Annotated in this window: 10 protein-coding genes; all 10 read right to left on the reverse strand. The window is 69.7% G+C overall.

All coding sequences use genetic code 11. The features are described 5' to 3' along the window. Positions 1 to 60: 60 nt before the first annotated feature. Entirely contained in the window at positions 61 to 1101 is a 1041-nt protein-coding gene (locus BLR05_RS21330; RefSeq protein WP_092838594.1) for an ABC transporter substrate-binding protein, read from the reverse strand. Positions 1102 to 1229: 128 nt separating this feature from the next. Then, complete coding sequence (locus BLR05_RS21335) at positions 1230 to 1757, reverse strand: nucleoside deaminase (RefSeq protein ID WP_192883868.1); 528 nt, start codon at positions 1755 to 1757, stop codon at positions 1230 to 1232. A gap of 77 nt (positions 1758 to 1834) precedes the next feature. Then, positions 1835 to 4135, reverse strand: a complete 2301-nt coding sequence (locus tag BLR05_RS21340; protein ID WP_092838597.1) for an NADP-dependent malic enzyme — start codon at positions 4133 to 4135, stop codon at positions 1835 to 1837. A 152-nt stretch (positions 4136 to 4287) separates the two neighbouring features. After that, entirely contained in the window at positions 4288 to 5790 is a 1503-nt protein-coding gene (locus BLR05_RS21345; protein ID WP_092838600.1) for a nucleobase:cation symporter-2 family protein, read from the reverse strand. 101 nt (positions 5791 to 5891) lie between these two features. Next, positions 5892 to 6725, reverse strand: coding sequence for a GntR family transcriptional regulator (locus BLR05_RS21350; protein ID WP_092838603.1), 834 nt, complete (start codon positions 6723 to 6725; stop codon positions 5892 to 5894). Positions 6726 to 6759: 34 nt separating this feature from the next. Then, entirely contained in the window at positions 6760 to 7545 is a 786-nt protein-coding gene (locus BLR05_RS21355; RefSeq protein WP_092838606.1) for an aspartate/glutamate racemase family protein, read from the reverse strand. A gap of 26 nt (positions 7546 to 7571) precedes the next feature. Next, positions 7572 to 9098 (reverse strand): NCS1 family nucleobase:cation symporter-1, encoded by a 1527-nt coding sequence (locus BLR05_RS21360; RefSeq protein WP_092838609.1) that lies wholly within the window; start codon positions 9096 to 9098, stop codon positions 7572 to 7574. A gap of 184 nt (positions 9099 to 9282) precedes the next feature. Next, positions 9283 to 9978, reverse strand: a complete 696-nt coding sequence (locus tag BLR05_RS21365; protein WP_092838612.1) for a GntR family transcriptional regulator — start codon at positions 9976 to 9978, stop codon at positions 9283 to 9285. Positions 9979 to 10006: 28 nt separating this feature from the next. Then, positions 10007 to 11842, reverse strand: coding sequence for a methyl-accepting chemotaxis protein (locus BLR05_RS21370; protein ID WP_092838615.1), 1836 nt, complete (start codon positions 11840 to 11842; stop codon positions 10007 to 10009). Positions 11843 to 11936: 94 nt separating this feature from the next. After that, a complete protein-coding gene (locus tag BLR05_RS21375; protein WP_092838618.1) occupies positions 11937 to 13214 on the reverse strand; it encodes a C4-dicarboxylate transporter DctA in 1278 nt (425 codons plus the stop codon). Positions 13215 to 13240 lie beyond the last annotated feature (26 nt).

Here is a 13240-nt window from a genome sequence, read left to right on the forward strand (position 1 = left end):
GGCGAGCGCGCGCCCTCCACGCAGCGGCGTGGACGGGCGGGCTGCCGGGCCGGGCGGGGGCTACTTCTTCGGAAGGATGTTCAGTTCGGCGGCCGCGGGCAGGAAGCTGCCGTTCCACACGGTGGCGGGATCGACGCGCGTCTTGGTGTTGTAGGCGTCCGAGACCTGCGAAGCCATCAGGGCGAGCCGCTGGGGCTTCACCTGGCCGAAGCCCTCGGCACGCGCATCCGGGCTGTTGATCACCGTGTCGATGGCCAGCTGCAGCCGGCGCGTCTCGAGCACGGTGTTCACGATGCCGTCGCGCTCCTTCACATAGGCGATGGCGGCGCCGGGGCTGGCGATCACCTCCTTCGCGCCGCGGGTGAAGGCCTTCAGGAAGGCCTTCACCGCCTCGGGGTTCTCCTTGAGGATCTTCGGGCTCGCGATGATGGCGTTGCCGTAGAGCTTCACGCCGTAGTCGGCATAGGGCAGCACGACCACGTCCGACGCCTTGGCACCGCGCGCCTCCAGGTTCAGCAGGGAGGTGAAGGTGAACCCGGTGATGGCATCCACGTCGCCGCGCACGAGCATGGTTTCGCGCAGCGGAGGGTCCATGGCGGTCCATTGGACGCCGGCGATCTGGTTGGCCTTGGCGAAGATCGGGAAGCCGCGGCGCCCGGCGTCGAACACCGGCGCGCCGAGCTTCTTGCCGTTCAGGTCGGCGGGCTTGGTGATGCCGCTCTTCTTCAGCGCCATGACGGAGGCGGGCGTGTTGTTGTAGACCATCATCACGGCCACGGGCTTGTTCTGCGCGTCGGGGTTGTTGCCGTGGAATTCCATCACCGCGGCCAGGTCGGCGAAGCCGATGTCGTAGGAGCCCGAGGCCACGCGCTGCACGGCGCCGCCCGAGCCGTTGCCGGCATCCACCGTCACGTTCAGGCCGGCCTCCTTGAAGTAGCCCTTGGCCGTCGGCAGCAGGAAGAAGGCCGCAGGCCCCTCGAAGCGCCAGTCGAGCTGGAACTTGATGGGGGTGGGCGCGCCGGACTGGGCTTGCGCGGCAGGCACCAGCAGGCCCGATGCGGCGAGCAGCAGGGCGGATTGCAGGAAGGAACGCTTGGTCATGGGGTCTCCATTCGTGTCGATCGATACCGAGGGTATCAGCAAGATCGATGCCTGTCCGACGCCGGCTGCAGGGCCCGGTATGTACGGATTGCACCGGAATGGTGCATGCTTTCGTGCCTGCCAGAGGCTCAGCGGCGTTCCCAGAAGCCGCGGTGCGTGGCGACGAGCGCAGCGCGCAGTGCGGGGACGGGGCCGGTCACCTCCACCGGGCGCTGGCCGCGCACGAACAACTCGCGGCAGGGCAGGTCCAGCGTGGGGTTCTCGGGGTGGTCGCCCGTGAGGGCGCGCAGCGCCGTTTCTTCGGCACCGTACAGCACCCGCCCGATGCCGGCCCAGTAGATGGTGCCGGCGCACATGGCGCAGGGTTCGAAGGTGGTGACGAGGGTGCAGCCGCGCAGGATGTCGGCGGGCCAGCGCGCCGCGGCCTCGCGCGCGAGCGTGGACTCGGCGTGGTTCACCGTGTCGATGTTGCCCTGTTCGGCCAGCACGGTGTCGCCGTCCGGTGCGACCAGCAGCGCGCCGAAGGGATGGCGGCCGGCGTCCATCGCGCGGCGCGCCACGGCATCGGCCCGCAGGAGGTGGCGGGCGATGCGTTCGGGCGTCAGCGGGGCTGCGGCGGGGGAAGGGGCAGGAGAAGGGGGTACGGGATCGGGCATGGCGCAGGCCGCATGCAAGCCGCGTACCGGTGGCCGGCCCGCTGCCCGCGTGCGGGGGCAGCGGGCCGGCGGGCGCTTCAGCGCTGGGCCTTGGAGGCCACGGCGTTGGCGGCGGCCAGTGCCGTCATGTTGACCACGCGGCGCACGGTGGAGGAGGGCGTGAGCACGTGGGCCGAGGCGGCGGCGCCCAGCAGGATCGGGCCGATGGTCGTGCCGTGGCTGCCCGTGGTCTTGAGCACGTTGAACAGGATGTTCGCCGCGTCGAGGTTCGGGCAGATCAGCACGTTGGCCGAGCCGGTGAGGGTGCCGTCCTCCAGCGCGCTCTGGCGAATCTTCTCCGACAGGGCCGAGTCGCCATGCAGCTCGCCATCGCTCTCGATGTGGGGCGCGGCCTTCGCGAAGAGGTCGCGCGCCGCGCGCATCTTGCGGGCCGAGGGGCGCGTGGACGAGCCGTAGTTGGAATGCGAGAGGAACGCGACCTTGGGCGGCAGGCCGAAGCGCTGCACTTCCTCGGCCGCCATCTGCGCGATGTGCGCGAGCTGCTCGGCGCTCGGATCCTCGTGGATGTAGGTGTCGGCGATGAACAGCGTGTGCTGGTCCAGCGTGAGGGCATTCACCGTCGCGAGTCCCGCGGCGCCGTCCTTGAGGCCGATCACCGTGCGCACGTGCTCCAGGTGGTGGTCGAAGCGGCCGACCAGGCCGCACAGCAGCGCGTCCGCGTCGCCCAGGCGCACCATCAGCGCGCCGATGAGCGTGTTGGAGCGGCGCACGGCGGCCTTGGCGGCCTCGGGCGTGATGCCGTCGCGGCCCATGAGGCGGTGGTAGGCCTCCCAGTACTGGCGGAAGCGCGGGTCGTCCTCGGGGTTGCAGACCTCCACGTCCTTGCCGAGCTGGATGCGCAGGCCGGCCTTCTTGATCCGCATCTCGATCACGGCCGGGCGGCCAATGAGGATGGGACGGGCCAGGCCGTCGTCCACGGCCACCTGCGCGGCGCGCAGCACGCGCTCGTCCTCGCCCTCGGCATAGGCCACGCGCTGCAGGCTGGCCTTGGCGGCGGCGAAGACCGGGCGCATGAACATGCTGGTCTGGTAGACGAAGCGCGTGAGGCTGTCGCGGTAGGCGTCGTAGTCCTGGATCGGGCGGGTGGCCACCCCCGAGGCCTCGGCCGCGCGCGCCACGGCGGGCGCGATGCGCAGGATCAGGCGCACGTCGAACGGCGTGGGGATGAGGTAGTCCGGGCCGAAGGAGAGTTCCTGGCCCGCGTAGGCGGCGGCCACCTCGTCGCTCATCTCGGCCTTGGCGAGGTCGGCGATCTCGCGCACGCAGGCGAGCTTCATCTCCTGCGTGATCTTCGTGGCGCCGCAATCGAGCGCGCCGCGGAAGATGTAGGGGAAGCACAGCACGTTGTTGACCTGGTTCGGGTAGTCCGAACGGCCCGTGGCGATGATGCAGTCCGGGCGCACGGCCTTGGCCAGCTCGGGCCGGATCTCCGGCTCGGGGTTGGCCAGCGCCAGGATGATGGGCTTGTCCGCCATGGTCTTGACCATGTCGGCCGTGAGCGTGCCGGCGGTGGAGCAGCCCAGGAACACGTCGGCGCCGTTCACCACGTCGGCCAGGGTGCGGGCCCCGGTCTTCTGCGCGTAGCGGGCCTTGGATTCGTCCAGCGGGCCGCGGCCTTCGTAGATCACGCCCTTGGAGTCGCACACGAAGATGTGCTCGCGCTTCACGCCCAGGCCGACCATGACGTCCAGGCAGGCGATGGCGGCGGCGCCGGCGCCGGAGACGGCCACCTTCACGGCGCCGATGTCCTTGCCCACCAGCTCCAGCCCGTTGAGCAGGGCGGCGCTGGAGATGATGGCCGTGCCGTGCTGGTCGTCATGGAACACCGGGATGTTCATGCGCTTGGAGAGCTCACGCTCGATGTAGAAGCACTCGGGCGCCTTGATGTCTTCCAGGTTGATGCCGCCCAGCGTGGGCTCCAGCGCCGCGACGATGTCGATGATCTTGTCCGGGTCGCGCTCGGCCAGCTCGATGTCGAACACATCGACGCCCGCGAACTTCTTGAACAGGCAGCCCTTGCCTTCCATCACCGGCTTGCCGGCCAGCGGGCCGATGTCGCCCAGGCCCAGCACGGCCGTGCCGTTGGTGATCACGCCCACCAGGTTGCCGCGCGAGGTGTAGTCGAACGCCAGCGACGGGTCGGCCTGGATGTCCAGGCACGGGTAGGCCACGCCGGGCGAGTACGCCAGGGAGAGGTCGCGCTGGTTGGACAGCGGCTTGGTCGGCGTGACGGCGATCTTGCCGCGGCTGGGGTTGCGGTGGTATTCGAGCGCTGCTTCGCGCAGTGCCGCTTCCGCGGCGGAGAGTGGCTTGGTCATACGGGGACTTCCGGAAAAAAGGGCGCAGAGGCGATGCCTGTCGAGCTTAACCGCCGGGCCCGCGGCAGGGGACCTGGCCCCATGCGATATGTGCATGGGGACCGAATGCCCGCGCCGGATGCGGCGCGGGGCTGTGCCGGGGCAGGCCGGGCTCAGTGCGCTTCGGCCTGCCGGGCGGCATCCACGGCCGCGGAGGTGTCGCGGCTGGTGCCATTGAAGAAGACATTCAGGAGCACGGCGGTGATCGAGGCCAGCAGGATACCGGATTCGATCAGCGGGTGGATGGCATGCGGCATCCACTGGCGGAAGTTGGGCGCCACCAGCGGCACCATGCCCACGCCGATGGACACGGCCACGATCATGGCGTTGAAGCGGTTGGCCTTGAAATCGACCGAGCCCAGGATGCGGATGCCGGTGGCCGCCACCATGCCGAACATCACCAGGCCCGCACCGCCCAGCACCACGGTGGGCAGCGATTCGACCAGTGCCGCCATCTTGGGCACCAGGCCCAGCAGGATGAGGATCAGGCCGCCGGCCACGCAGACGAAGCGGCTCTTGACGCCGGTCACGGCCACCAGCCCCACGTTCTGCGAGAAGCTGGTGTAGGGGAATGTGTTGAACAGGCCCCCGATGAGCGTGCCCAGCCCGTCGGTGCGCAGGCCGCGCGTCAGCGCCGCCTGGTCCACCTTCCTGCCGGTCATCTCGCCCAGCGCGAGGAACATGCCGGTGGATTCGATCATCACGACCACCATGACCAGCGTCATGGTGAGGATCAGCACCGGGTCGAAGATGGGCGCAGCGATCTCGAAGGGCAGCACCAGGTCGAACCACTGCGCCTTCGCCACCTTCTCGAAGCCCATCAGCCCCAGGGTCGTGGCCGCTGCGCCGCCGATGCAGATGCCCAGCAGCACCGAGATGTTGGCCAGGAAGCCGCGCGCGAACCTGGCGATCAGCAGGATGGACAGCAGCACCAGCGCCGAGATGCCCACGCCCGTCAGGTCGGCATAGCGCGGGTTGGGCACGGTGGGCACCACCGCGAAGCCCTGGGGCACGGGCGGCAGCGACGAGCCCGGCGCGCCGGCGGCGGCCTGCGCCTCGGCCAGCCACTTCACGTGGTCGGGGTTCACCACCGTGGGCGCCGTGGGGCCTGCCGGGTTGCCGAAGATCCAGTTGATGCCCACGCGCATCAGGCTGATGCCGATGACCGCGATGATGGTGCCCGTGACCACGGGCGGGAAGAAGCGCAGCATGCGGCTGATGAGCGGCGCGATCAGGATCGAGACCACGCCCGCGCCGATCACCGAGCCGAAGATCAGCCCCGCGCCCGCCGGGCCGGCGGTGGACTGGGCCATGGACACCATGGGCGCCACGGCCGCGAAGGTCACGCCCATCATCACCGGCAGCTGCACGCCGAACCAGCGCGTGGCGCCCAGTGCCTGGATCAGCGTGACCAGGCCGCAGCAGAACAGGTCGGCCGAGATGAGCCTGGCGACCAGATCGGGCGTGAGGTTGAGCGCCCGGCCGATGATGAGCGGCACGGCGACCGCGCCGGCATACATGACCAGCACGTGCTGCAGGCCCAAAGCGGCGAGCTGGCCGGCGGGCAGGCGCTGGTCCACGGGGTGGATGGCGGTGGAAGTGGAAGTGGAAGACATGGCGGGAATCCTCGGCGGCTGGACTGCATACACGGCTGTATGGAAAAAATGTATGCAATTCCGATGCCTGCCGCCACGATGGAAAACCCGCGCGGCCGCGTTCAGGCCAGCAGGGCCTTCACCAGGTCCAGCTGCCGGTCGGCCCGCTCGCTGTCGAGCTCCAGGCTGGCTTCGATGCGGTCGAGATGGTCCACCATGCAGGCGACCGCCGCCTCGGCATCGCCGCTGCGGCACACGCGCAGGAACCCGGCATGCTCTCCGGACGAGCAGTGCGCGTCGTTGGACGAGTGGTAGAGCATGGCGATGAGCGAGCTGCGCGCCACCATCTCCTGCACCAGCTGGGCGAGCGTGTGGTTGCCTGCCGCCTCGGCCAGCGCGACGTGGAAGTCGCCCAGCAGCTTCTCCTGCACGCTGCCGGTGGCGGGGCCGGCCTTGAGTGCCGTGCGCTCGAAGCGGATGTGCTGCTCCAGCAGCTGGTAATCGGCCCGCTTCGCCCGGGCCACGAACAGCCGCACGACCTCGCTCTCCAGGATGCGGCGCACGGCGAAGACCTCGCGCGCCTCCTGCACGCTGGGCCGGCTCACGAACGAGCCCTTGTCGGGAATGGTCTCGATCAGCCGGTCCTTGGCCAGCATGACCAGCGCGGCGCGCACCTTGGTGCGGCTCACGGAATAGATGCGCCCCAGTGCTTCCTCGCGCAGCCAGGTGCCGGGCGGCAGGCGCTTCTCGACGATGGCGGTCGCCAGGTCGCGCGCGATGCCTTCGATCGAGACTTGCACCGCCTCCGGCGCGGCGGGCGCGTCCGCGCGCTGCGCCGGTGCGGGGGGCCGGGACGCACGCGCCTTGCGTGCCGGCGCGGGCGCGGCGGTGGAGGCGCGGCGGGGTTCGGGTGGGGAGGCGGGAGCAGGAGCGGAAGTGGGGGCGGCGCGGGGCATGGCGGGATTGTCGCGGCAAGCGGCGCCGCCGCGGTCAGGCGCGCCGCAGTGCCGGCGCGGGGGGCGGCGCCGCAGCCGCGGGAGCCTCGCCCAGCGTGAAGCCGGCCAGCGCCCCGGCCATGGCCTTGGGCAGCGGCCGGGCCAGCTCGCCGTGCTTGCTGGTGGACAGGCGCAGCGCCACCAGCGATTCGACCAGCAGGGCGGCGGCCGCCACGCCGTCGATCACCGGCACGCCCAGCACGCCACCGATGTGCTCGCACAGGTCGGCCATGCCGGCGCAGCCCAGCACGATCGCGTCGCAGCCGTCTTCTGCCAGCGCGCGGCGGCATTCGTCGATGATGCGTTCGCGGGCGTCGGAGCCGGGCACTTCCAGTTCCAGCACCGGCAGCTCGCAGGCGCGCACGTTGGCGCAGAAGCGCTCCATGCCGTAGATCTCGGCCAGGTGCCAGGCCTGGCCCATGGTGCGGCCCAGCGTGGTCACCACGGAAAAGCGCGTGCCCACCATGCTCGCCAGGTGCATGGCGGCCTCGGCGATGCCCACCACCGGGCCGCGAGCCAGTTCGCGCGCGGCCTTCAGGCCCGGGTCGCCGAAGCAGGCGATCACGTAGCCATCGACGCCTTCGGCTTCGCCGCGGGCGATCTCCTGCAGCAGGCCGGGCACGGCCAGCGCCTCGTCGTAATGGCTCTCGATGGACGCCGGGCCCATGGCGGGGCTCACGGCGATGACCTCGGTGCCCGGCCGCGCCACGGCGCGCGCGCAGGCCCCGATCTTCTCGGTCATGCTCCAGGTGGTGTTGGGATTGATGATCTTGATACGCATGGGCGCTGCCCGTTCCTTCTTCGGTTTCAATGTTGCTTGCGGTTCAGTGCCAGGTAGATGACCAGGCCCAGGCCCATGCCGATGAACCAGGCATAGCTGGCGGCGCCGCGCCAGCCGGGCACGATGACGCACAGGATGGGCACCAGCGCGGCGGGCACCATGGTCATCACGGCGCGGGGGTTGTAGCCGCCCTGGTACCAGTAGCGGCCTTGCGTGTCCATGGTGTAGAGGTCATCGACCACCACCTGCTGGCGGCGCACGAAGTAGTAGTCGGCGATCAGGATGCCGAACAGCGGGCCGATGAACGAGCCCAGGATGTCCAGCGTGTAGTGGATGACCTGCGGGTTGTTGTAGAGGTTCCAGGGCGTGATGAAGATCGAGCCCACGGCGGCGATCATGCCGCCCGTGCGCCAGCTGATGTGCTGCGGCGCCACGTTGGAGAAGTCGAACGCGGGCGACACGAAGTTGGCGACGATGTTGATGCCCACGGTGGCGATCATGAAGGTGAGCGCGCCCAGCACCACGGCGGTGGTGGAGTCGATGCGGCCCACGGTGTGGACCGGGTCGGTGATGAGTTCGCCGAACACGGGCAGCGTGGCGGCGGTGGTGACCACGGTGAGCAGCGAGAAGAACACGAAGTTGACCGGCAGGCCCCAGAAGTTGCCCTTCTTCACCGCGTCGAAGCTCTTGCCATAGCGCGAGAAGTCGCCGAAGTTGAGCATCGGGCCGCTGAAGTAGCTCACCACCAGCGCGATGGCCGAGAGCATCACCGGCACCGCGTCCCGGCCCTGGAAGCGCACGCCGCCCAGGTTCAGGTCGATGTTCTTCCAGCCGGCCTTCCAGACCAGCCAGCCGCAGAGGATGGCCATCACCACATAGACGCCCGGGCCGGCCCAGTCGATGAAGCGGCGGATGGCCTCCATGCCGTGCCAGAACACCAGCGCCTGCAGCACCCACATGACCATGAACGACACCCAGCCCAGCGTGGACAGGCCCGCGAAGCCGTGCCGCGTGACATCGGCATAGGCGTCGAGCGAGGGGTAGAAGTGCAGCGCCAGGATCATGAAGGCGCTGGAGGCCAGGTAGGTCTGGATGCCGTACCAGGCCACCGCGATCAGCCCGCGGATGATGGCCGGGATGTTGGCGCCCAGCACGCCGAACGAGGCGCGGCAGATCACGGGGTAGGGCACGCCCGTCACCTGGCTGGGCCTGGCCACCAGGTTGCAGAAGAACTGCACGATCACGATGCCGATCAGCAGCGCCGCCAGCACGTGCCAGCTGGACAGCCCCAGCGCGAACAGGCTGCCGGCCGTGACGTAGCCGCCCACGCTGTGCACGTCCGACATCCAGAACGCGAAGATGTTGTACTGGCCCCAGGTCTGTTTCCTGAGCGGGGCGAGGTCCTCGTTGGTCAGCCGCGGGTCGTAGCCGGGCTTGATGAGCGCGTTGCCGGCATGGGGCGAGGCAGGGGCGCCGTGCGCTGGCGAGGACGTGGCGGGCTGGGCGACCGCGGCGTGGCCTGCGGTGCCCGCCGGGCTGGTGGCGGATTGCATGGGGCTGTCTCCTTGTATTGGCTTCCCAGAATGCATGCGAGTTTGTATACAAAAAATGGATGCATTTAAAGTCCCGGAGTGCACCAGCGGGTCGGTGCTTACCCGCTTGCCAGCGAGCGCTTCAGGGTGCAGGAGACAGGCAGGGGAGAGGATGCGGCCGGCAGGGCTGCCGGCCGGGGCGCGCTCAGTCGGCCGCGGGCCGGGCCGCGGCGGCCAGGGGGGCGAGCGATTCGCGCAGCCGGTCGCGCACCAGGGGCTGGCCCGGGTCGAGCGCGTCTTCCACGTGGCCGATGTGCGCCAGCATGCGCTCCCGGGCCAGGGCGGTGTCCCCGGCCTCCAGCGCCTCCACGATGGCCGCGTGTTCCTCGCAGGACTGGCTGGCGCCGTGCTGCGACTGGTAGAGCGATGCGGCCAGCGTGGTGCGGGCCGTGAGGTCGCGCAGCAGGTCGCTGAGCGTGCGATGGCCCAGCGCCTCGGCCAGGCAGACGTGGAAGTCGGCCAGCAGGAAGGCGCGCGTCGCGGCATCCGCGCCCTCGATCGCGCGCCGCTCCTCGCCGATGTGGGCGCGCAGGCGCGGCACCACGGTCTGCTGCAGCGGCCGGCCGGCGTCGGCCAGGATGCCCGATTCGATGATGCGTCGCGCGGAGAAAGCGTCGCGCGCGTCCTCCACCGACGGCTCCACCACGTACCAGCCGCGCCGCGCGCGCACCTCGACGAAACCACGCGCCTGCAGCTGCATCAGCGCTTCCCGCACCATGGTGCGGCTGACGCCGAACAGGTTGGCCAGGTCCTGCTCACCGAGTCGCTCGCCGGGCGCGAGCTTCTGCGCCAGGATGGACTCGACGACCTGCTGTGCGATCTGGCTCTGGCTGACGCCCATCGGTGCCGTCGGGAGAGGCCGGCCGCGCTCAGCGCGGCAGGGCCGGTGCGTGGGAGCCCGGCGCGGAGTGATCGTCGAGCGTGAAGCCCGCCACGGTGCGCGACAGGTGGTGGGCCTGGTCGTTGAGCACGCCGGAGGCGGCGGTGGATTCCTCCACCAGGGCCGCGTTCTGCTGCGTGGCGCGGTCCATCTCGGCGACGGCCTGGTTGATCTGCGCGATGCCCGAGCTCTGCTCGGCCATGGAGCCGTTGATCTCGCCGATGATCTGGGTCACGCGCTGGATGCCGTCCACGATCTCGCCCATGGTCTCCCCGGCCGCACGCACGCGCTCGGTGCCGGTGAGCACGCTGGCGCCCGAGGCGTCGATCAGCGACTTGATTTCCTTGGCGGCCTCGGCGCTGCGCTGCGCGAGGCTGCGCACCTCGCCGGCCACGACGGCGAAGCCCCGGCCCTGCTCGCCGGCGCGCGCCGCCTCCACGGCCGCGTTCAGCGCCAGGATGTTGGTCTGGAAGGCGATGGAATCGATCACGCCGATGATCTCGCCGATTTTGGACGAGGCCTTGGAGATGTCATCCATGGTGTGGACGGCGCTGGCCACCACCTCGCCGCCCTTCAGGGCGGAGGCGCTCGCCGCGTTCGCCAGGCGCGTGGCCTGCGCGGCCGATTCGGCCGACTGCTGCAGGGTGCCGGTGAGCTGCGACAGCGATGCGGAGGTCTCCTGCAGGGCGCTCGCCGAACCCTCGGTGCGGTTGGAGAGGTCCTGGTTGCCGGCGCGGATCTCGTCGGTGGCCGTCTTCATGGATTCCACGCCGTGGCGCACGTCCTGGAGCACGGTGCCGATCTGCTCGACGAAGGCATTGAACGAGGAGGCGATCTGGGCCACCTCGTCGCGGCCGGACACGGGCAGGCGCTGGGTCAGGTCGCCGCCGCCGGAGCCGATGCGGTCCATGGCGTCGCGCACCTGCGAGAGGCGGCGGAAGGACGTGGCGGTGAGCAGGGCGGCGACGCCGGCCGCGGCCAGGGCCAGCAGCACGATCGCGACGGCCAGGGTGTGCAGCACGCTGCGCAGGCCGGCGGTGGCCTCGGCCTTGTCGAGCGCCACGATCAGCGTCCAGTCCGTGCCGTGCACGGTGCGGCCCTTGAGCAGCTTGGCGGCGCCGTCCATCCCGACCTCGAGCGGCTTGTCCGACGTGGCCAGGGACGCCATGGTGGCCGGCGTCAGCACGGAAGAAATCTCGGTGACCGGCTTGAGCGCCAGCCTGGCGTCGGCATGCGCGATGACCTGCCCGTCGCTATTGACCACGAAACCGAAGCTGCCGGGCGTCGGGCGGATGGCCGCGACCACCTCGCGCACGCCGTCGAGCGGCACCGCGCCGCTCAGCACGCCCTCGAGCTTGCCGCCGCGCAGCATGGGCGCCACGAAGGCCACGTGGGGCACGCCGGTGGTCGAGTCGCCATAGGGCTTGGTGACGGCCAGCTTGCCGGCCTGCACGGCGCTCTTGTACCAGGGGCGGGCCGTGGGGTCGTAGCCCGGGGCCGTCTTGGTGGTGGAGAAGAAGGTCTTGTCTTCCCAGCCGACGGTGGTGATGGGGAAGCCGTTGGCCTTGCCCATCAGCGGCACATAGCCCTGCGGGTCGCCGTGCTCGATGGCCGCTGCCGTCGCCTGCACGGCTGTGCCCTTGGAGGCCACCCACTGGTCCACCGCCATGGCATTGCCGGCGGCGATCGCATTCAGATCCTGCTCGATGGTCTCGAACGTGCTCGCGCGGGTGATGGTGTAGGTGGCGGCTCCGGTGACCGCCAGGGCGCACACGACCGTGGCGGTGCTGATGAAAAGTATCTTGGAGCGCAGTGTCTGGAGCATGGAGAACCTTCGGGCAGGGCGCTTCGATTACACCGCAGAAGGTTTCTTTTGTTACGCAAAACACGAAACTGTTGCAAATGTGCCCCGGGACTGGTCAAGGCACGGGCGGCACTTCCTTGCCGTCGAGCACGGCCCGGGCGCGTTCGCGGTCGATGTCGCCTTCCCAGGCGGCGATGGCCACGGTCGCCACGCAGTTGCCCACCAGGTTGCCCAGGGCCCGGGCGATGCCCATGAACCAGTCCACCGACAGCACCAGCACCAGGCCGATGGCGGGAATGGCCGGGATCGCGTGCAGCGTGGCGGCCAGCACCACGATGGCCGAGCCCGGCACGCCATGCGCGCCTTTGGAGGTGACGAGCGAAATGGCGAGGATGGTCAGCAGGTCGGTCATGCTGATCGGGGTGTTGGTCGCCTGGGCGATGAACACGGCCGCGAGCGTGATGTAGATGGAGAATGCATCCAGGTTGAACGAGTAGCCGGTGGGAATCACCAGCCCCACGGTCGAGTCGCGCACGCCCATGTGCTTGAGCTTGGCCATGATCTGCGGCAGCACGCTGTCGGACGAGGTGGTGGCGAACACCACGGCCAGTTCCTCGCGCAGGTAGCGCAGCAGCTTGAAGAGGCTGAAGCCCGAGAAGCGCATGATGAGCCCGAGCACGACCACGACGAACAGCGCCACGGCCAGGTAGAACAGCCCCACCAGCATGCCCAGCTGCTTGAGCGAGCCGACGCCGTACTTGCCCACGGTGAAGGCGATGGCCCCCAGCACGCCCAGGGGCGCGAGCTGGATGATGAGGCCCATGGCGCGGAACAGCACCACCGAGAAATCCTCGATGAGCCCTGCCACGCGGGCGCCGCGCTCGCCCACCAGCGCCAGCGCGCAGCCGAAGACGATCGAGAACAGCAGCACCTGCAGCACGTCGCCCGTGGAGAAGGCGCTCACGGCGGTGCTGGGGATGAGCTTGAGCAGGAAATCGCTGAAGCCGCCGCCCGAGAGCTTGTTCGCCGTGTCCGTGTAGGCGCTGAGCGCCGAGGCATCCAATGCGCGCGGGTCCACGTTCATGCCCACTCCGGGCTCGAACACGAAGGCCAGTACGAGGCCCAGCGCCAGCGCGACGGTGGTGACCACCTCGAAGTAGATCAGCGACTTGATGCCCACCCGGCCCACGCGCTTCAGGTCCCCCGTGCCGGCGATGCCATGCACCACCACGCAGAACACCACCAGCGGGATCAGCATCTTGATGAGCTTGATGAACCCGTCGCCCAGCGGCTTGAGCTGCACGGCCCACTGTGGCCACAGGAGGCCCACGGCGATGCCGGCCACGAGGGCCAGCACGACGCGGCCGAACAAGGTGCGGAAAAGGAAATGCATGGAAAACCCCCGATGGACGCGATATC

It is taken from the genome of Paracidovorax cattleyae, from assembly GCF_900104515.1.
Classification (GTDB): Bacteria; Pseudomonadota; Gammaproteobacteria; order Burkholderiales; family Burkholderiaceae_C; genus Paracidovorax; species Paracidovorax cattleyae.